This window comes from Cobetia sp. 4B (genome assembly GCF_018831605.1).
In the GTDB taxonomy this organism is placed as follows: Bacteria; Pseudomonadota; Gammaproteobacteria; order Pseudomonadales; family Halomonadaceae; genus Cobetia; species Cobetia amphilecti.
In genome coordinates this window covers 63633-82537 of the sequence record NZ_CP059843.1, presented here as the reverse complement: position 1 = coordinate 82537, position 18905 = coordinate 63633, and the positions used below count along the sequence as shown (strand labels likewise).

Below are 18905 nucleotides of genomic sequence, written 5' to 3'. Positions count from 1 at the left end.
ATTCACCCTTTACCGTTTTCTGCTTTTCCGGAGCCAACATGACCACCGCCAGTCCCCGTCGCTTTCTTGCCCACCTCTATCAGGATGGGCCGCATAACCCGTTCCCCGGCATCAAGGCGCTGGAACGCAGACTGGGACACGCGCTGCCATATCAGTATGGCTCCAACGAAGGGCTCGACATGCCGCACCACACGCTGGGCGGCACGCTGGGCACTGCCCTGGCCGACCTGAGCCGCAGCTATGCCGACGCCGATGCCTGGCAACTGCGCCAGCAACTGGCTGAGCGCCTGGGAGTCGCCTACGAGAACCTGCTGGTCGACGCCGGTGCCGACAGCCTGCTGGCACTGGTGATGCGCGCCACCGTCTGTGCGGGCGAGCGCGTGATCACCAGCGCCGGCACCTATCCGACCCTGGCGTACTTCGCCCGCGGGCTGGGTGCCGAGGTCATCGAGGTGCCCTACAGCGAGAGCTTCGCCACGGCCGATGACGCCTCATCGTCGCGACTGGCACCGGACCTCGCGGCGCTGCTCGCCGCGGCAAGGCAGCATGAGGCCCGCGTCGTCTATCTCGCCAACCCCGATAACCCCAGCGGCCACCTGCATTCTGACGCCGATGTGCGCGCTCTGCGCGACGCCCTGCCGGATAACTGCAGCCTGCTGCTGGACGAGGCCTATCACGACTTCCGCCCGGACGCCGCCCACGCCGACCATGCGCCGATGGCACGCACCTTCCGCCTGCGTACCTTCTCCAAGGCCTATGGGCTGGCGGGCCTGCGTCTCGGCTTCATGATCGCCGAGCCTGACGATGTCGCCATGCTGACCAAGGTGCGGATTCACTTCGCGGTCAGCGCCCCGGCAATGGCGGCAGGTGAGCTGCTGCTGGCGCACCCTGAAGAGGCGGCAGCGCACGTCGCCGGCGTGATCGACTGTCGCGACCGTCTCGCCGAGCACCTGCGCTCGCTGGGCGCGGAAGTGCTGCCCAGCGCGACCAACTTCCTCTGCGTGCGCCTCAAGAGCGCCGAGCTGGCAGCGCAGGTGCAGCAGCAACTGATGGCTCAGGGCGTGCTGATCACTCGCTCCCCGCATCCTTCACTTGGCCATATCCTGCGCATCTCGACACTCGAGGACAGCCTGGTGCCGGGCCGTCTGGCGCGTCTCGAGCAGGCCATCGCCGAAGAGCGCCGTTCATGAACGATTTATCGTGAGGGCCTCGCGATGACGCTGGTCAGCCTCGCGGCCCGCGCCTTGAGCAGCCTCGCCGTGGTGGGCGCGAGCCTCTGGCTGGTGCCCGCACTGTGGTTCCGCCTGCCGGGGCCGGAAGGGCTGCGCACCACCGTGGCTGCTCTCGCAGCGGTGCTGGGCCTCGTGTGCGTGATTGTCCTGTGGTGGCCGCAGGCCAGCGCGATGCGATGGCGGCTGATGGGCAGCTACCTGATGCTGCTGGTCGCAAGCCTTGCCTGGTGGGCCAGCATCACGCCACGGGCGGACCGCGACTGGGCGCCGGAGGTGGCACATCTGGTCGAGGGGCAGGTGGTCACGCCAGCACGGCACGAGGCATCGCCGGCAAGCGCCAGGACCGAGGCTGCCACGCAGGGTGAAGTGCTGCATCTCGAGCAGGTACGCAACTTCGTGTGGCACAGCGCCGAGGATTACACGCCGCGCTGGGAAAGCCGCGACTATCCGCTGGAGGAGCTGACCTCGGTGGACCTGCTGACCAGTCACTGGATGGGCCCGCAGATCGCCCATACGCTGGTCAGCTTCGGCTTTGCCGATGGTCGCTATCTGACCTTCTCGGTGGAGATCCGCAAGGAGCGCACCGAGCAGTTCTCGACCCTCGGCGGCATGTTCAAGCAGTACGAACTGGCGGTGATCGCCGCCGACGAACGCGACATCATCCGCGTGCGCAGCAACGTGCGCGGCGAGCAGGTACACCTCTATCGGGTGCAGATGCCGCGCGAGATGATCCGCGAGCTGTTGCTGGCCTACGTCGACGAAGCCGAGACATTGCGCACTCAGCCACGCTTCTACAACACCGCCACCAGCAACTGCACCACCCTCGTCTACGCGATGATGACGCGCCTGACTGACGGTCTGCCGCTGGACTACCGTCTGCTGCTCTCCGGTTATCTGCCGGAATATGTCGCGGACCAGGACGCCCTGAGTGACGCTGCGCCCTTCGCGGAACTCAAGGCCAGCAGCCTGATCAATCCCGCCGCCATCGCCGCCGACGAGCATCCGGACGGCGACTTCTCACGTCTGATTCGTGAGGGCATTCCCGGCGCGGACAGACCCTCCTACTGAGCCCGTGCAGGGCTGACGTCCTGCCCCCCGGCATCAGGCGCTGCGCTGCTGGGCACCGGCGCCCGGGCGAGCCGGATCCCTGCCCATCATGCGGTCCAGCTGGCGATAGCCGATGGCCTCCATCAGCTGCGGCCGCTGCACACCGTCCTGGTCGATCAGATCACTCAGTGTCAGCGCGACACGCAGCACCCGGTGATAGGCGCGCGCCGAGAGATTGAGGCGTGACAGCACACCGGCCAGCCACTGGCGCTCGCCGTCTTCCAGCTGACAGGCGGCTTCCAGCGCGTGGGTATCCAGATGAGCATTCAGGCCGCCGCGTGCCAATTGGCGCGCGCGAGCGGCCAGCACTCGTTCGCGCACGCCGGCCGAGGCCTCGCCGGGAGTGGCGGACGTCAGCTCCTCGGCGGGCAGGCCCGGCACCTCGACCTGCAGGTCGATGCGGTCCAGCAACGGGCCGGACAGACGCGCCTGATAGCGCTGGATCTGCGCCGGGGTGCAGCTGCAATTGCGGCGGCTGTCACCGAGGTAGCCACAGGGGCAGGGGTTCATCGCCGCGACCAGCTGGAAGCGCGCCGGGAAACGGCGTTGATGGCTGGCGCGCGAGATCAGGATACGGCCACTCTCCAGCGGCTCGCGCATCACTTCCAGCACGCCACGGTCGAACTCCGCCAGCTCATCCAGAAACAGCACGCCATGATGCGCCAGCGACACCTCGCCCGGACGCGGCTTGGAGCCACCTCCCACCAGCGCGACCCCACTGGCCGTGTGGTGCGGGGCGCGGAAAGGCCGCTGACCCCAGCGCTCCATGATCGGCAGACCACATACCGAACGCACCGCCGCGACTTCCAGCGCCTCACCTTCGCCCAATGGCGGCAAGATGCCGGACAGGCGACTGGCCAGCATCGTCTTGCCGGTGCCCGGCGGACCAGCGAACAGCAGGTTGTGGCCGCCGGCCGCGGCGATCTCCAATGCCCTGCGTGCCTGATGCTGGCCACGCACCTCGCTCAGGTCGGGCTCCGGCAGGCGCGCCTGGGGAATGATCGAACACACATGCGGCGTGAGGCGCTCGCGCCCCAGCAGGTGAGCCACCAGCTCCAGCAGATGGCCCACCGCCAGTACTTCCAACTCCTCGGCGAGTGCCGCCTCGTCGGCATTGCCGCGCGGCACCACCAGCGTCCGCCCCGCCTTGCGACAGCAGAGTGCGGCTGGCAGCACGCCGGTCACGGCACGGATGCTGCCATCCAGCGCCAGCTCGCCGAGGCACTCCATCGCTGCCACGGCCTCTTCCGGTATCTGCCCTGAGGCGACCAGAATCCCCAGCGCGATGGGCAGATCGAAGCGTCCGCCTTCCTTGGGGAGGTCCGCTGGCGCCAGATTGAGAGTGATGCGTCGCGCCGGAAACTCGAACCCGGCATTGAGCAGCGCACTGCGCACCCGCTCGCGGCTCTCCTTCACCGCCGCTTCCGGCAAGCCGACGATGGACAGCCCCGGCAAGCCGTTGGAAAGGTGTACCTCCACCTGAACTTCCGGTGCCTCGAGACCAAGTGACGCGCGCGTGCGCAACATTGCCAATGACATGAGCCTTCCCTGCGTGATGCCGCCTCTCAGTTGCACGGCGCAATCGGAGCAGGCACTGGCCTGCCATGAGCGCGAAGGCACACACCGCTGCCAACCCTCCCAGCATGGCAAACCTCATACTCCCCAGAAGGCGAGCGCCTCAACGCTCGGGCGCTCGACAATTGCCGCAAGGCTTCGCATACCCCCACGACACTGCCATGCGCCGCCTGGAAATACGTGTTCAGGTGACGATTCTCGCGTCTATAACGTAAATTTCCTTACGCCCCAGACTCGCGCAATTACTGGATACGTAACAAACAGACAGGCTGTGGATAAGATTACATAATCATTGCGTGTGGACATTTCTTGAGCGCTCAAAACTTCATCATTCGAGGCACTGATGCCATCGATGATCAAGCGAGCCAACGTCGGACCAGGACACCCACAGCCCGATCTCAACTCACAGGCACCAACAAACAGAAATTAAACTCAATAACTGCAGGCAGGGTACTTCGACGATCGACTCAGTCGAGTGATGAAAGCCATGTCAGAGATCAGATTGAGCCAGAGGAGCTCATGAGGCGCCTGGCGGAAAGGAGTCAGAGAAGGTGCATGCGCTGCGTTCGAGGACTTTGCACGAGCATCGGGTCGTTGATGCCGGGGGTTGGCGCCTGAGGGCCTGGCGCTGGGTGACGGCTTATTGCTGCCTGGTGATTGAGAGCGTCTGGTGCCCTGAGGCTGCGGCTGCCATTCAGCTTCACCCACAGCGGCGCGCCCAGGTGCTGACGCTGCGATCACTCACCGGCATGATGCTTACGCTGCCAGCATTGCCGACAAACGCTCGCGGCGAGTTAAAAGTAGCGGTTTTGGCAGCATTTTCCACGCAAAAGCGCCTGTTTTGGCGCCTTTCAGCGCCACCATTCGTCACATGGGCAAGGTGTGAGACCAGCTCGAGACCTGCCTGCACCAAGAAAGTGCTCATACAGGGGCGATAGCGCCCTCGAGAGAGCCACAAGAGTGCCGCCGGACGGGGACTGCTGTATATTTGATCGGTTGTCCCGGCCTTGCCGGGATGACCGCCAAGCTGTCTCACGGAACGCCGCCGCTGCGCGGCAGAGAATCGTCCAACCCACGGAAAGGGCCAGCCATTCAGGACGACTTCGGCTTGTTTCAGGAGCACTACCCATGCAAGACATGCTTGCCCCGCTGGCATCCCTGGCGGATGTGATCGGCATGCTAGGCACCACTCTGGTCGTCGGCGCCTTCTTCCTGCTGCAGATCGGCAGACTCGATGCCCGCAGCCTGACCTACAACCTGATGAATCTGAGCGGGGCGATCCTGCTGTTGATCAGCCTGTGCATCAATTTCAACCTCGCCAGCTTCGTGATCGAGATCTTCTGGATCATCGCCTCAGTGGTAGGTCTGGTGCGCTGGATGCTGGGCACTCGTCCCCAGACTGCCTGAGGCCGCTCCTCAGAATCAGCGGCGCCCATGACGCAAAAAACCGCCACGCCCCGAAAGGGCGTGGCGGTTTTGGTTCAGCCGTCACCTGACGGGATCAGGCGTCGCGCTGGCGCTCGATTTCCGCGGCGTGACTGGCGGCTTCACGCTTCGCTACCGCGGCTTCCCCCTCGTCATCCACTGGCGTGACGGGCTCGGCAGCCGGCGCGTTGCCCGCTACCAGCCCCTGCTTTTCCAGCAGTGCCTCGAGGGCGATGACCTGCTTTTCCAGCGACTCGACGCGGCTGCGCGTACGCGTCAGCACATCCATCATGATGTCGAAGTCTTCACGCGAGACCAGTTCCATGCGGTCGAAGGCACCGCGCATCACCCCTTGCACGGACTTCTGCAGCTCTTCCGGGCCATGCGAGGCATCCTGCAGGCGCTCACCGATCTGCTGGGCCATACGCCCGATGACGTCATTCTTGAACATGCTGCACCTCAGCCGTTGCGGGCCGGCAACCGCGTCGTGCGGACTGCCGGTCAGAAAATGATGACACCCCTGTACATGGGGCCGTCGTGTCCTGCTGCAAGGATACGCAACCCTGGAGTCGGGTGCATGCCCCGCATCGTCCTGCACCAGACAATCCTCATCGGCAGGCACACACCTGCACCACATTAGCACTTGCCCCCACACCCAAAGGCGCAGAAACAGCACCATTACGGTGCATGCCAGGTGACCTTCGGATTCAGCCATCTTTGCACAGGCCGAAAGACTGTCAGCCAACCTGCGATAACCAGATGAGTTACAAGGATTTTCAGCCGCATGGCACATCTCGTGCGATGCACTTGTCAGGAACAGGCCGCCAGCTCATCTGACTGGCCATGCTTAACAAGAATGATCATTCCGGTAGCGAACGGGGGCAGCACATGAAACTGATCACCGCCATCATCAAACCCTTCAAGTTGGACGACGTGCGAGAAGCACTGGCCGACAACGGCGTGCAGGGGATTACCGTCACCGAAGTGAAGGGCTTCGGACGTCAGAAGGGGCACACCGAGCTGTATCGCGGTGCCGAGTACGTCGTCGACTTCCTTCCCAAGGTCAAGATTGAAGTGGCTGTCGATGACAGCAGTGTGGAATCGGTACTGGACGCCATCACCCAGGCGGCCAACAGCGGCAAGATCGGCGACGGCAAGCTGTTCGTCACTCCGCTGGATGATGTCATCCGTATCCGCACCGGTGAACGCGGCGCCGACGCTGTCTGAGCCCCGCGCACAATAACAAGGAGAACCCCGCATGAACGAGATCATCGAGGTCAAGTACGCACTTGATACCTTCTACTTCCTGGTCTGTGGCGCCCTGGTGCTATGGATGGCAGCCGGCTTTGCCATGCTCGAGGCCGGTCTGGTCCGCGCCAAGAACACCACCGAGATCCTGACCAAGAACGTGGCGCTGTTCGCCATCGCCTGCACCATGTACATGGTCGTCGGTTACCACATCATGTACTCGAGCGCCGAAGGCGGCTTCCTGCCGAGCCTGGGCTTCCTGATCGGTGCCGAGAATACCGCTGAGGAAGCGCTCGCTTCCGGTGGCGACATCTACTACAGCGCACGTTCCGACTTCTTCTTCCAGGTGGTGTTCGTGGCTACCGCCATGTCCATCGTCTCCGGTGCGGTCGCCGAGCGCATGAAGCTGTGGGCCTTCCTGGCCTTCGCCGTAGTCATGACCGGCGTCATCTACCCGGTGCAGGGTTACTGGACCTGGGGTGGCGGCTTCCTGAGCGCAGCGGGCTTCAGCGACTTCGCCGGTTCCGGCATCGTGCACATGGCCGGCGCTTCCGCCGCCCTGGCAGGCGTGCTGCTGCTGGGCGCTCGCAAGGGCAAGTACGGCAAGAACGGCGAGATCAATGCCATCCCGGGCGCCAACCTGCCGCTGGCCACGCTGGGTACCTTCATCCTGTGGCTGGGATGGTTGGGCTTCAACGGCGGCTCCGAGCTGGTGCTGTCCAACATCGATGAGGCCAACGCGGTCGCTCAGGTCTTCGTCAACACCAATGCCGCTGCCTGTGGTGGTGTCATCGCCGCGCTGATCCTCGCCCGTCTGTGGTTCCGCAAGGCTGACCTGACCATGGCCCTCAACGGCGCGCTGGCTGGCCTGGTCGCCATCACTGCGGGTCCGCTGGCACCGAGCGTCGGTGCTGCCACCCTGATCGGTGCCGTCGGCGGTCTGCTGGTCGTGTTCTCCATCGTCGGTCTCGACAAGCTGAAGATCGATGATCCGGTCGGCGCCATCTCCGTGCACGGTGTGGTCGGTCTCTGGGGTCTGCTGGCCGTGCCGCTGACCAATGACGATGCCACCTTCTCCGCACAGCTGCTGGGCGCCGCCTCCATCTTCGCCTGGGTGTTCATCGCAAGCTTCGTGGTGTGGCTGATCATCAAGGCCATCATGGGGATTCGCGTCAGCGAGGAAGAAGAGTACGAAGGTGTGGATCTGGCCGAATGTGGTATGGAGGCCTATCCGGAATTCACCTCCAGCCGCAAGTAAACCTGGACGCGACAGCACCTGCAGCATCAAGACTCCCGCCACCTGGCGGGAGTCTTTTTTCCTGACTGGATAAGCGGTGTATGCTTGAGTCAGAGACCGGCGTGACGAGCAGGCCTCGTTACCCGCACCATCACCCAAGGAGAGACACGATGAAACTGGTCACTGCCATCATCAAGCCATTCAAGCTCGACGACGTGCGCGAATCCCTGTCGGAGATTGGCGTGCAGGGTATCACCGTGACCGAGGTCAAGGGATTCGGCCGCCAGAAGGGCCACACCGAGCTGTATCGGGGTGCCGAGTACGTGGTCGACTTCCTTCCCAAGGTGAAGCTGGAAGTCGCGGTGGATGACGCCATGATCGATTCCGTGATCGAGGCGATCACCAATGTCGCCAACACCGGCAAGATCGGCGACGGCAAGATCTTCGTCTCGCCGCTGGAGCAGGTCATTCGCATCCGTACCGGCGAGACCGGCAAGGACGCCGTCTGAGCCTCTGGCGCAAGCCCCTGGCACTGACGTGCTGCCCCGACGGGTGACATGAGCACAAAAAAACCGCAGGCCATCGGCCTGCGGTTTTTTTCGTTTCAGCACTTGCCATTCATGCGTGATGCTCGCGGGTCATGCTCTGCTGAGCCTCACTGCTCGACAAGCTTACTTCTCGACGAAGGCACGCTCGATCACATAGTCACCCGGCACGCCCATCTTCGGCGAGATGGCGAAGCCGCGCGCATCCAGCATGGCGCTGATGTCGTCGAGCATCGCCGGGCTGCCGCAGATCATGGCGCGATCACGCTTCGGGTCCAGCGGCGGCAGGCCGATGTCCTCGAACAGCTTGCCGTTCTCGACCAGATCCGTGATGCGGCCCTGGTTGCGGAACTCCTCGCGCGTCACGGTCGGGTAGTAGATCAGCTTCTCGGCGATCTCTTCGCCCAGATACTCGTGCTTGGGCAGCTCTTCCGCGATCATGTCGGCATAGGCCAGCTCGGAGACATGGCGCACGCCGTGCATCAGGATGATCTTGTCATAGCGCTCATAGGTTTCCGGGTCCTGGATGACGCTCAGGAACGGCGCCAGGCCAGTGCCGGTGGAGAACAGGTAGAGGTTCTCGCCCGGCAGCAGATCGTCCAGTACCAGCGTGCCTGTCGGCTTGCGAGAGACCATGATCTGATCGCCCGGCTGCAGGTGCTGCAGGCGTGAGGTCAGCGGGCCGTCCTGCACCTTGATGGAGAAGAACTCGAGGTGCTCCTCGTAGTTCGGGCTGGCGATCGAGTAGGCGCGCATCAGCGGCTTGCCTTCGACTTCCAGGCCGATCATCACGAACTGGCCGTTCTTGAAGCGCAGGCTGTCTTCACGCTGAGTGCGGAAGCTGAACAGCGAATCGTTCCAGTGATGGACGTCGATGACTTCGGTTGTGGTCAGACTGCTCACCTGATGGCCTCCCGGGGCGTGGCCCCTCGAATTCGATATTCTCTATTGGCATAAACAAATAACAGCTTATGACCCAATGAACTATGCAGCGATTGTAGTCACTGTAGGGTTATGCGTTAAATGGTTTATCTGGATATAGGTTATCTAGTTTACCAATATTGGTTGCGAATGAATCGCATTTCAACCTTGATCGTGCAGGGACCGCCCGCTCTGACGGCGAATCCTGCGTTGCGTTCACTTTCGCCTCCTCATCTCTGCCCCTTCACTGCATGCCCCGGGAGGTCGAATGCGCTACAGCCTTCGCCAGCTGGCCGTCTTCGTGGCGGTCGCGCGGCATGACAATGTCTCGCTGGCCGCCGACAGTCTGGCCATGTCGCAATCAGCGGCCAGTACGGCACTGGCCGAGCTGGAGCGTCAGTTCGATTGCCGGCTGTTCGATCGCCATGGCAAGCGCCTGCGGCTCAATGGCCTGGGGCGTGAGCTGCTGCCCAAGGCGATCGCGCTGCTGGACCAGGCCGAGGAGCTGGAGCAGCTGCTCGGTCAGCAGGACGCCACCGGCTCGCTGGAGATCGGCGCGACGCTGACCATCGGCAACTATCTGGCGCCTCAGATCATCGGTGACTTTCTGCACCATCACCCCGCCAGCCGCGTCGAGCTGCACGTGCACAATACCCATCAGCTGATCGACAAGCTGGTGCACTTCGAACTGGATATCGGGCTGGTGGAGGGCGAGGTGGAGCACCCGCTGCTGGAGGCGACCCACTGGGTCAGTGATCGGCTGAGCATCTTCTGTGCGCCGTCACACCCGCTGGCACAGGGCGAGGTCACGCTTGAGCGCCTGCTGGCGGCACGCTGGATCATGCGCGAGCGTGGCTCCGGCACACGCGGCACCTTCGAGCAGGCATTGCGCCCACATCTGGACGGGCCTTCGACCAGCGTCTCCCAGCGCCTCGACATCATGCTGGAGCTGGAACACACCGAAGCCATCAAGCGTGCCGTGGAAGCGGGGCTCGGCATCGGCTGCATCTCGCGCCTCGCGCTGAGAGATGCCTTTCGGCGCGGCAGCCTCGTCGAGCTGCCCACTCCATGGCTGGAGCTGACGCGCGCCTATCGCTTCGTCCACCATCGTGATCGCTTCATCACCCAGGCGATGCGCGAATTCGTCGCCGGTTGCCGCAACCTGAGCGGCAGCGCCTCACGCAGTGACGAGATCATCCTGCCGCAGGTGCCGTGATTCGCACATGCACGGCCTTCAGCAACCGAGCCTGATGGCACTATTTCCTCACGTCATGAGGCTCACAAGAATAGCGAGCACTCACACACAGACGCCGCCAGCGTTTCCGCTGGCGGCGTCCTGGTCTCTGCATGACGGGGGAGTGATCAGTGAGTCAAGCCGGTGAAACGTGCCTTGATCTCATCAGCGCTCTCATGGGAGAGGTCCTTGTCGACGGTTTCCGTCACCAGCTTGGCGACCGGCTTGTCGAGCTTGTCGCGCAGCGCCCCCAGGAACTTGGGCGCGGCGGCGATGATCAGCTGATCGAACTTGCCGTCATTGGCCGTCTGCTTGAGGTATTGCGCGACTTCCTTGGCGAAGAAGTCCTGATGCTTGTCGGAGGTCGCGCCATCATCGCCAGTCTGATGCAGGCTGCCGTGCCCGCCGCTGGATTCACCCTTGCCACCGGTTCTCAGGTCACCGGTATGCTGGCGGCTTTCAGGATGTACGAGACTTTCCACTTCGGTGACCTTGCCAGCGGCACGGGCAAAGATACGTGCACGTGCGGCGTCGGCAGCAACGATGTAAGTAACCATTTACACACTCCCTGTCTCTCGTGAGGCGTCGTTGATGAAGAATGACGATCATCGCTTCGCTTTCAATTGACTACATGCTGGCACCCTTGCGCACATTCAACCCTTGCCGCTCATTTCCCGTACACCACCCCGCCAGCCCGACGCTTGAAGGTCGAAAGGAAAGCAGACAACCAAAAACGCCAGGGCCGCCCCGAAGGGCGGCCCTGGCGTCTGATGCCTGTCACTCGCGACTGACAGGCCCGCGTGCTGACGGCCTTACCAGGCTTGCCAATCCAGCTCCTCCGATGCGACGGGTCTGGCAGCGCGGGGACTGGAGCCCTGTGAGGCCAGGGTGCCTGCGCTGCGCGGCGCCATTGCGGGCGGCTGTGCAGGGCCATCCAGACGGAAGCGGCCCACCATCTCGGCCAGACGCGCCGACTGCTCGGAGAGCGCATCCGCTGCCGCGGCGGATTCCTCCACCAGCGCCGCATTCTGCTGTGTCACCTGGTCCAGCTCGGCCACGGCGCTGGAGACCTGTCCGACACCGTGATTCTGCTCCTGGGTGGCATGGCTGATCTCGCCGATCACCTCACTGACACGCATGACGCTGGCGACGATCTCGTTCATGGTGCTGCCGGCCACCCTGACCTGTTCGGCACCATTGCGCGTGCGCTCGTTGGCGGAGCTGATCAGCGTGGCGATTTCCCGCGAGGCCTCGGAAGAGCGCTGGGCGAGGGTACGTACCTCACCGGCCACCACCGCGAAGCCACGTCCCTGCTCGCCGGCGCGGGCCGCCTCGACGGAGGCATTCAATGCCAGCAGGTTGGTCTGGAAGGCGATGGAGTCCATGACACTGACGATCTCGGTGATCTTGCGCGAGTCGTCATCGATGCCCTGCATGGTGGTGACGACCTCTCCGATCACCTCGCCGCCGCGACGCGCGACCTCACTGGCCGACTTGGCCAGCCCGTCAGCTTCATGTGCGGAGTCCGCGGACTGGGCGACGGTGCCGGAAATCTGCTCCATCGAGGCCGAGGTTTCCTGCAGATTGGCCGCCGCCTGCTCGGTACGTGACGACAGATCCTGACTGCCCTGGCTGATCTCGGCGGCGGCGGTCTGCACCGCACCACTGGCGAGACGAATCTCGCTGAGCACGCCATTGAGGGTCGAGACGAAGCGATTGAAGGCATTGCCGATCTCGGCGACTTCATCACGCCCGCTGACTTGAATGCGCCGCGTGAGATCGCCCTCGCCTGCAGCGATATCCACCAGCGCATCACGCACCAGTGCCAGGCCGCGCAGACTGCGGCTGGCGATCCACGACATCACGGCGGCCGCCCCCAGCAACACCAGCAGCGTCATGGCCAGCGTGGTCCACAGCTGGGCATAAAGCGGTGCATCCGAGTCGGCCACATCCAGGGCCAGCGCCAGACGCCAACCGGTGTCTCCCAGCCCTGCCGAATCCAGCTCGGCACTGAACATGCGGTAATCACGCTGCTGGATATCGACCACCAGTGCCGACTGGCCAGCGGCCACCAGGCGATTGCTGCTGGCCAGGGTCTCGGGCGTCAGGGCCGATGCGAGTGCACTCATCGGCTTGAGCACCAGGGCATCATCCGGGTGGGCGATCAGCGTGCCGGTATCGTCGATCAGGAAGGCGAAGCTGTTGGGCGTCGGCGAGAGTTCGGCGACCGTTCGGGTGATGAACGCCAGCGGCAGATCACCACTGACCACGGCGACCAGCCGTGAGCCGCGATAGACCGGCGCCGCCACACTGATTTCCAGTTCGCCACTGGTGGCACCGACATAGGGCGCCGTGATGACGGGCTTGCCGGTCGCCACCGCCGCCTGATACCAGCCACGTTGGCGCGGGTCATAACCTGCCCGCCCCGGGCGCCCATCGAAGTAACGGAAACGACCATCCGGGAAGCCGACATAGGTCTTGCTGAAGTCGCCCTGCTTCATCGCCTGGGTCAAGGCGGCATCGGGGAAGTTCTCGAGGCTATTGGCCGCGATGCCACTCACCGCGTTGATATGCACGCTGAACCACTGGCTCAGCTGGGCGGCGTTCGATCTCAGCAACTGTTGCTGGTAGTCGCTCTCATCGGCATGCGTATTGCGAAACGTGGTCCAGGCATTCAGGCTGCTGACGACCACCAGCGCCACCAGCACTATCGCCACACAGGCTAACGTGATGCGCGCACGTAACGAGGCAAACATCGCCACTCCTTGGTTCAAATCCATCGGGAAGGGGGCCGGGGGCGCCAGCGCAAAGCGCGTCGGTCTGCCCCTCGGTGGCAAGGCATGCAGGCATGCGGTGTACCGGCGTCATCATCGGTACGTGCCGCCCTCTGTATCGGCATGCCCGGCCTTTCCTTTACCCCGCCAGCCACATGCAACGCTCCTCCATCGTTGCCGGAACCGACACTGGCGTCGCGACTCCCGGACATGACGTCGATGGCGAAGTGCGTGCTAACATCCGCCCAACGCGGGGTGCCGCCTGCCCGTCTGCCACCGCTCCCCTCATCCTGTGGTCTTTTCTCGGAGAAGTTTCGATGCGCAATCTGCTCCTGATGCGCCGCCCGCTGCCCCGGCGCGTGCTGGTCACCGCTCACCTGATGCTGCAGCTGGGATTGCTGGCGGCTGCCAGTGGCTGGACGCTGCAGCACTTGACGCCCATCGGGCCTGACAATTCGCTGGTCGCGCAGTGGCCGGTACTGGCGCAGGGTGTCGGCGGCTTCCTGCTGGCCTTCGTGATGACGCGCCTGCTGTTCGAGTTGCTGATGGCGCCGCATCACCTGCTGAGCATTCGCGGGGGCGACCACACCCTGGATGCCGCGGCGCTGGTGACGCGCTCCATCTCGCGCCGTCCGGCGGTGCACGACAATGACGACAGCTGGGTCGGCAAGCCACGCAGCGTCACCTGGCCGCGCGAAGGCGAAGAAGCCCCCGCTGCCACAGCGGCGACGGCGACATCTGCCGATACACCTGCCGCTGCCTCGCCCAAGGCCGCGGCCAAGCCGCAGGAGCCAAGCCTGGGCAGCGATGAAGAGCTGCCAGACACCAACAGCAGCGAAGTACGCCGCACCGAGCCCAGCCTCTAGGCGAGCCTCTTTATTCAGCGGAATGAGTTGATAGTGAGCACCCACTGATTGCCTTTCGGCTCACACACGAAAACGCCCCGCGTGATGGAAATCACGCGGGGCGTTGTCTTTTTCGGCTTACAGCATCCGATCAGTCCGTGGCCTCAATGCCCCAGAATCTGGCTGAGGAACAGCTGGGTCCGCTCGGACTGCGGATTGTTGAAGAACGGTTCCGGCGCGTTCTCTTCGATGATCTGGCCCTGATCCATGAAGATGACGCGGTCGGCGACGGTCTTGGCGAAGCCCATCTCGTGGGTCACGCACAGCATGGTCATGCCTTCATTGGCCAGTTCGACCATGACATCCAGCACTTCCTTGATCATCTCCGGGTCCAGCGCCGAGGTCGGCTCATCGAACAGCATCACTTCCGGGCTCAGACACAGCGAGCGCGCGATCGCGACACGCTGCTGCTGGCCGCCGGACAGCTGGCCGGGGAACTTGTGGGCCTGATCGGCGATACGCACGCGCTCCAGGTACTTCATGGCTTCGGCCTCCGCCTCGCGGCGCGGTCGCTTCTGCACCCAGATCGGCGCCAGACAGCAGTTCTCCAGCACCGTCAGATGCGGGAACAGGTTGAAGTGCTGGAACACCATGCCGACGTTGCGACGGATCGCCTCGATCTGCTTGATGTCCTGGGTCAGCGGCATGCCGTTGACCACGATATCGCCTTCCTGATGCTCCTCGAGATGATTGATGCAGCGGATCATCGTCGACTTGCCGGAGCCCGAAGGGCCACAGATGACGATACGTTCGCCCTTGCGCACGCTCAGGTTGATGTCACGCAGCACGTGGAAGTCGCCGTACCACTTGTTGAGGCCCTTGAGCTCGATCATCGGGCGCTCATCGGCGCCGATGTTGCCCTGCGAGGCGGATGTTGTCGTTGTCATGATGAAGATTCCTTGGCGCCGTGATCAGCGCTTCTTGTGACCGGTATGCAGCAGGCGCTCGAGATACTGGCTGTAGCGCGACATGCTGAAGCAGAAGACCCAGAAGACCAGCGCCACGAAGGCGTAGCCCTCGATGGAGTAGCCCAGCCATTTGGGGTCGGCGAGACCGGCCTGCACGATGGCGAGCAGATCGAAGAGCCCGATGATCAGTACCAGCGAGGTGTCCTTGAACAGGGCGATGAAGGTGTTCACGATGCCGGGAATCATCAGCTTGAGCGCCTGGGGCAGCACGATCAGCCCCATGTTGCGCCAGTAGCCCAGCCCCAGCGCCATGCCGGCCTCGGTCTGTCCCTTCGGGATCGCCTGCAGGCCACCACGCACCACTTCCGCCATGTAGGCACTCTGGAACAGGGTGATGCCGATCAGCGCGCGCACCAGCTTGTCGAGATTGACCTCGCCAGGCACGAACAGCGGCAGCATCACCGAGGCCATGAACAGCACCGTGATGAGCGGCACACCGCGCCAGAACTCGATGAACACCACACAGATGCTCTTCACGATCGGCATCTCGGAGCGACGCCCCAGCGCCAGCAGGATCCCCAGCGGCAGTGCCGCCACGATACCCACCACCGCCAGCACCAGTGTCAGCATCAGACCGCCCCACTCGTGGGTACCGACGATCTCGAGGCCGAAGCTGCCGCCATGCAGCAGGAAGTAGGCGATGAAGGGGAACACCGCCAGGCTGACGATGGCGACCCAGCCCTTGGCCGGCAGCTTCGGAATCGCCAGCCAGGCGATCAGGGCCGCAAAGACGGCGAAGACGATATCGACCCGCCAGGTTTCCTCGCTCGGGTAGAAGCCGTAGATGAACTGATCGAGACGCGCACTGATGAAGACCCAGCAGGCGCCCTCCCCCGTGCAGTCCTCTCGTGAGGTGCCGCTCCAGCTGGCATCGATCAGCGCCCACTGCAGGCTGGGCACCACCAGCAGATAGACCAGATACAGCGCGAACAGCGTGAACAGCGTATTGATCGGTCCGGCGAACAGATTGCTGCGCAACCAGGCCACCGCGCCGATGCTGTCGCTCGGCGCCGGACGGGAATCGATCATCTTCTCGGTGACCCGTGACAGGGTCTTTTCAATCGACATGGGCAGACCCTCAGCGCTCGACCAACGCCATGCGGGCGTTGAACCAGTTCATGAACATGGAGACCAGCAGACTGATGGTCAGATAGACCAGCATCGTCATGGCGATCACCTCGATGGCCTGACCGGTCTGGTTGAGCGTGGTACCCGCGAAGACCGAGACCAGATCGGGATAGCCGATGGCCGTAGCCAGCGACGAGTTCTTGATCAGGTTCAGGTACTGGCTGGTCAGCGGCGGGATGATGACGCGCAGCGCCTGCGGCACCACCACCAGACGCAGTGTCATGCCACCGGACAGCGACAGCGCCCGTGACGCTTCGGTCTGGCCGTGCGGTACCGCTTCGATGCCGGAACGCACGATCTCGGCGATGAAGGCAGCGGTATAGACCGACAGCGCGACCCACAGGGCGAGGAACTCGGGGACGACCGTGATGCCGCCACGGAAGTTGAAGCCCTTGAGTTCCGGCAGCTCCCAGCTCAGCGGCATGCCCATCGCGAAGTAGGCCAGCAGCGGCGCCACGATGATCAGACCGAGCGAGATCCAGCCCGCCGGCAGGCGCTGACCGGTACGGGCCTGACGCTGGCGGTTCCAGTAGCTGAAGATGCCGCTGGCGACGACGGCCAGCACGAACACCGCAATCACCACCGAGAAACCGCTGGAAGTGATGGGAGCCGGCACGAACAGACCGCGCACGTTGAGGAAGAACGCCTCGCCCAGCGACAGCGAGCCACGCGGACTCGGCAGGGTTCTCAGGACGGCGAAATACCAGAAGAAGATCTGCAGCAGCAGCGGGATGTTGCGGAAGACTTCGATATAGACCGCCGCCAGCCGCGAGATCAGCCAGTTGGGGGACAGACGCGCGACCCCCATGACGAAGCCGATCACGGTCGCGGCGATGACACCCAGTGCGGATATCAACAAGGTATTGAGCAGGCCGACGATGAAGGTATCGCCATAGGTGGATTGCTCGGAATAGTCGATCAGGCTCTGCAGGATGCCAAAGCCTGCGGTGTTGTCCAGAAAGGCAAAGCCGGTGGTGATGCCACGGCTTTCGAGGTTGGTCAGGGTATTGCTGACGATGATCGCCAACACACCGAACACGCCTGCCAGCATCAATAGCTGGAAGATCAGTGCCCGCTTGGCCGGGTCACGCCAGAATGGCGGCTTGACCGTGGCCGGCGGGCGAGAAGCAGGTTGTGTCATACAGGCAATCTCCGCCGGAAAGCTATGCGACTTCCGCCTGCCGTCCTATCGAACGGCAGATCAGTTATCTCTCGGCACTCGATGAATGGGTCACGAGGAACAGGCTGGGCCTCACAGGCTGGGGCACATAAGCTAAGCCGCTGGGCGGGGCCTCTTGTTGCCGGGCCCCACATGACGCTGGCCAGAGGAAGTGGAGCAAGACGCTCACTCCCCCTGGCCAGCGTCCTTGCTCAGCCTGTCATGAGGGGCAAGGCCCACCCGCAGTACAGGGCGAGCCCGCGCATCAGCGAACCGGCGGGGCGTACTGGACGCCGCCATCGGTCCACAGTGCGTTCAAGCCGCGCTCGATACCCAGTGCGGAGCCGGTACCGACGTTGCGCTCGAACACCTGGCCGTAGTTACCGACCTGCTTGATGACCTGGTAGGCCCAGTCAGCCGGCAGCCCCATGGCTTCCCCGTAGTTGCCATCGGCACCGACCAGGCGCGCGACGTTCGGGTTGGTGTCCGACTTCTTCTCTTCGATGTTGTCGGAGCTCAGCCCCATCTCTTCGGCGTTGATCTGGGCGAACAGGGTCCACTTGACGATGTTGAACCACTGGTCATCGCCCTGACGGACGACGGGGCCCAGCGGTTCCTTGGAGATGACTTCCGGCAGCACCATCGCAGACGCCGGATCGGAGAGCTTGATACGCAGCGCGTAGAGCTGGGATTGGTCGGAGGTCAGGACGTCACAACGACCGGCTTCGAAACCCTTGACGGTCTGGTCGGAGGTATCGAAGACGACCGGCTCGAAGGACATGTCGTTCAGGCGGAAGTAGTCCGCCAGGTTGAGCTCGGTGGTGGTGCCGGACTGGATGCAGACGGCTGCCCCGTCCAGCTCCTTGGCACTGGAGACGCCCAGGTCCTTGCTGACCATGAAGCCCTGGCCGTCGTAATAGTTCACGCCAGCGAAGTTGAGGCCCAGTGAGGTGTCACGGGTCGCCGTCCAGGTGGTGTTGCGGGACAGGACATCAATCTCGCCGGACTGCAGCGCGGTGAAACGCTCCTTGGCTGTCAGCGGCACATAGCGCACCTTGCTGGCATCGCCCAGCACGGCTGCCGCGACGCCGCGGCAGACGTCGACATCGAGGCCCTGCCAGTTACCGGCGTCATCCGGTGCCGAGAAGCCCGGCAAGCCGGTGCTGACGCCACACTGGACAAAGCCCTTTTCCTTGACGCTATCCAGGGTAGCGGCACTGGCGCCTGTCGCCATGGAGGCGGCCAGGACAGCGGCGCTAGCGATCAGCAGTGGCTTCTTGTTGTTATGCATCGTGATTCCCTCGCGAAAGTCTGGAGTCCGCTCGATCAGCCTCGAGTCAGAAGTGGTGCAATGCATTGCATGGCACCTACCGACAATAGCAAGCCGCGTTCCAATTTCCGCCTATCGCGTGATCCGCTGTGTTCAACGCTGAAAAAAGCGCTAAAA

At 63.4% G+C, this 18905-nt stretch carries 17 protein-coding genes; 8 read left to right on the top strand and 9 right to left on the bottom strand.

All coding sequences use genetic code 11. From position 1 onward, the window contains the following. Positions 1-38: 38 nt before the first annotated feature. Both H2O77_RS00365 and H2O77_RS00360 read left to right on the top strand, forming a co-directional pair. Positions 39-1190 carry an aminotransferase class I/II-fold pyridoxal phosphate-dependent enzyme gene (locus tag H2O77_RS00365; RefSeq protein ID WP_215823675.1) on the top strand — a complete coding sequence of 384 codons (1152 nt, stop codon included), beginning with the start codon at positions 39-41 and terminating at the stop codon, positions 1188-1190. A 24-nt stretch (positions 1191-1214) separates the two neighbouring features. Next, complete coding sequence (locus tag H2O77_RS00360; protein WP_215823674.1) at positions 1215-2300, top strand: DUF4105 domain-containing protein; 1086 nt, start codon at positions 1215-1217, stop codon at positions 2298-2300. Positions 2301-2333: 33 nt separating this feature from the next. Here H2O77_RS00360 and H2O77_RS00355 read toward each other — a convergent pair whose 3' ends face one another. Continuing rightward, entirely contained in the window at positions 2334-3878 is a 1545-nt protein-coding gene (locus H2O77_RS00355) for a YifB family Mg chelatase-like AAA ATPase (protein ID WP_131431108.1), read from the bottom strand. 1164 nt (positions 3879-5042) lie between these two features. Between H2O77_RS00355 and H2O77_RS00350 the strand changes: the two genes are divergently transcribed. Then, positions 5043-5321, top strand: a complete 279-nt coding sequence (locus H2O77_RS00350) for a hypothetical protein (RefSeq protein ID WP_043331581.1) — start codon at positions 5043-5045, stop codon at positions 5319-5321. 94 nt (positions 5322-5415) lie between these two features. Here the strand turns inward: H2O77_RS00350 and H2O77_RS00345 are convergent, their stop codons facing one another. Beyond that, positions 5416-5790 carry an accessory factor UbiK family protein gene (locus tag H2O77_RS00345; protein WP_215823673.1) on the bottom strand — a complete coding sequence of 125 codons (375 nt, stop codon included), beginning with the start codon at positions 5788-5790 and terminating at the stop codon, positions 5416-5418. Between the two features lie 437 nt (positions 5791-6227). On the opposite strand from H2O77_RS00345, the gene H2O77_RS00340 reads away from it, so the two are divergent. From H2O77_RS00340 to glnK, 3 genes are all read left to right on the top strand, one after another. After that, complete coding sequence (locus H2O77_RS00340) at positions 6228-6566, top strand: P-II family nitrogen regulator (protein ID WP_043331582.1); 339 nt, start codon at positions 6228-6230, stop codon at positions 6564-6566. Between the two features lie 31 nt (positions 6567-6597). Beyond that, on the top strand, positions 6598-7845 hold the full coding sequence (locus tag H2O77_RS00335; RefSeq protein ID WP_043331583.1) for an ammonium transporter: 1248 nt from the start codon (positions 6598-6600) through the stop codon (positions 7843-7845). A 149-nt stretch (positions 7846-7994) separates the two neighbouring features. After that, complete coding sequence (glnK, locus tag H2O77_RS00330; protein ID WP_024951507.1) at positions 7995-8333, top strand: P-II family nitrogen regulator; 339 nt, start codon at positions 7995-7997, stop codon at positions 8331-8333. Between the two features lie 162 nt (positions 8334-8495). Here the strand turns inward: glnK and H2O77_RS00325 are convergent, their stop codons facing one another. Beyond that, complete coding sequence (locus H2O77_RS00325) at positions 8496-9272, bottom strand: ferredoxin--NADP reductase (protein ID WP_043331585.1); 777 nt, start codon at positions 9270-9272, stop codon at positions 8496-8498. Positions 9273-9558: 286 nt separating this feature from the next. Here H2O77_RS00325 and H2O77_RS00320 point away from each other — a divergent pair, with 286 nt between their 5' ends. Further along, positions 9559-10506 carry a LysR family transcriptional regulator gene (locus H2O77_RS00320; protein WP_107335730.1) on the top strand — a complete coding sequence of 316 codons (948 nt, stop codon included), beginning with the start codon at positions 9559-9561 and terminating at the stop codon, positions 10504-10506. 146 nt (positions 10507-10652) lie between these two features. Here H2O77_RS00320 and H2O77_RS00315 read toward each other — a convergent pair whose 3' ends face one another. After that, entirely contained in the window at positions 10653-11081 is a 429-nt protein-coding gene (locus tag H2O77_RS00315; protein ID WP_043331587.1) for a host attachment protein, read from the bottom strand. A gap of 255 nt (positions 11082-11336) precedes the next feature. After that, positions 11337-13280, bottom strand: coding sequence for a methyl-accepting chemotaxis protein (locus tag H2O77_RS17825; RefSeq protein WP_240548658.1), 1944 nt, complete (start codon positions 13278-13280; stop codon positions 11337-11339). A gap of 335 nt (positions 13281-13615) precedes the next feature. Here H2O77_RS17825 and H2O77_RS00305 point away from each other — a divergent pair, with 335 nt between their 5' ends. Then, positions 13616-14164 (top strand): hypothetical protein, encoded by a 549-nt coding sequence (locus tag H2O77_RS00305; RefSeq protein WP_215823672.1) that lies wholly within the window; start codon positions 13616-13618, stop codon positions 14162-14164. A 143-nt stretch (positions 14165-14307) separates the two neighbouring features. On the opposite strand, the gene H2O77_RS00300 is transcribed toward H2O77_RS00305, so the two are convergent. From H2O77_RS00300 to H2O77_RS00285, 4 genes are all read right to left on the bottom strand, one after another. Further along, positions 14308-15036, bottom strand: coding sequence for an amino acid ABC transporter ATP-binding protein (locus H2O77_RS00300; RefSeq protein WP_043331784.1), 729 nt, complete (start codon positions 15034-15036; stop codon positions 14308-14310). A gap of 78 nt (positions 15037-15114) precedes the next feature. Next, complete coding sequence (locus H2O77_RS00295; RefSeq protein WP_043331588.1) at positions 15115-16239, bottom strand: amino acid ABC transporter permease; 1125 nt, start codon at positions 16237-16239, stop codon at positions 15115-15117. A gap of 10 nt (positions 16240-16249) precedes the next feature. Then, entirely contained in the window at positions 16250-17440 is a 1191-nt protein-coding gene (locus H2O77_RS00290; protein WP_043331589.1) for an amino acid ABC transporter permease, read from the bottom strand. Positions 17441-17723: 283 nt separating this feature from the next. Continuing rightward, positions 17724-18749, bottom strand: coding sequence for an amino acid ABC transporter substrate-binding protein (locus H2O77_RS00285; RefSeq protein WP_215823671.1), 1026 nt, complete (start codon positions 18747-18749; stop codon positions 17724-17726). Between the last annotated feature and the right edge of the window lie 156 nt (positions 18750-18905).

Excerpts from the sequence above, each read along its gene's own strand:
- H2O77_RS00365 (WP_215823675.1), top strand. The coding sequence starts at position 39 with ATGACCACCGCCAGTCCCCGTCGCTTTCTTGCCCACCTCTATCAGGAT.
- H2O77_RS00360 (WP_215823674.1), top strand. The coding sequence starts at position 1,215 with ATGACGCTGGTCAGCCTCGCGGCCCGCGCCTTGAGCAGCCTCGCCGTG.
- H2O77_RS00355 (WP_131431108.1), bottom strand. The coding sequence starts at position 3,878 with ATGTCATTGGCAATGTTGCGCACGCGCGCGTCACTTGGTCTCGAGGCA.
- H2O77_RS00350 (WP_043331581.1), top strand. The coding sequence starts at position 5,043 with ATGCAAGACATGCTTGCCCCGCTGGCATCCCTGGCGGATGTGATCGGC.
- H2O77_RS00345 (WP_215823673.1), bottom strand. The coding sequence starts at position 5,790 with ATGTTCAAGAATGACGTCATCGGGCGTATGGCCCAGCAGATCGGTGAG.
- H2O77_RS00340 (WP_043331582.1), top strand. The coding sequence starts at position 6,228 with ATGAAACTGATCACCGCCATCATCAAACCCTTCAAGTTGGACGACGTG.
- H2O77_RS00335 (WP_043331583.1), top strand. The coding sequence starts at position 6,598 with ATGAACGAGATCATCGAGGTCAAGTACGCACTTGATACCTTCTACTTC.
- glnK (WP_024951507.1), top strand. The coding sequence starts at position 7,995 with ATGAAACTGGTCACTGCCATCATCAAGCCATTCAAGCTCGACGACGTG.
- H2O77_RS00320 (WP_107335730.1), top strand. The coding sequence starts at position 9,559 with ATGCGCTACAGCCTTCGCCAGCTGGCCGTCTTCGTGGCGGTCGCGCGG.
- H2O77_RS00315 (WP_043331587.1), bottom strand. The coding sequence starts at position 11,081 with ATGGTTACTTACATCGTTGCTGCCGACGCCGCACGTGCACGTATCTTT.
- H2O77_RS17825 (WP_240548658.1), bottom strand. The coding sequence starts at position 13,280 with ATGTTTGCCTCGTTACGTGCGCGCATCACGTTAGCCTGTGTGGCGATA.
- H2O77_RS00305 (WP_215823672.1), top strand. The coding sequence starts at position 13,616 with ATGCGCAATCTGCTCCTGATGCGCCGCCCGCTGCCCCGGCGCGTGCTG.
- H2O77_RS00300 (WP_043331784.1), bottom strand. The coding sequence starts at position 15,036 with ATGATCGAGCTCAAGGGCCTCAACAAGTGGTACGGCGACTTCCACGTG.
- H2O77_RS00295 (WP_043331588.1), bottom strand. The coding sequence starts at position 16,239 with ATGTCGATTGAAAAGACCCTGTCACGGGTCACCGAGAAGATGATCGAT.
- H2O77_RS00290 (WP_043331589.1), bottom strand. The coding sequence starts at position 17,440 with ATGACACAACCTGCTTCTCGCCCGCCGGCCACGGTCAAGCCGCCATTC.
- H2O77_RS00285 (WP_215823671.1), bottom strand. The coding sequence starts at position 18,749 with ATGCATAACAACAAGAAGCCACTGCTGATCGCTAGCGCCGCTGTCCTG.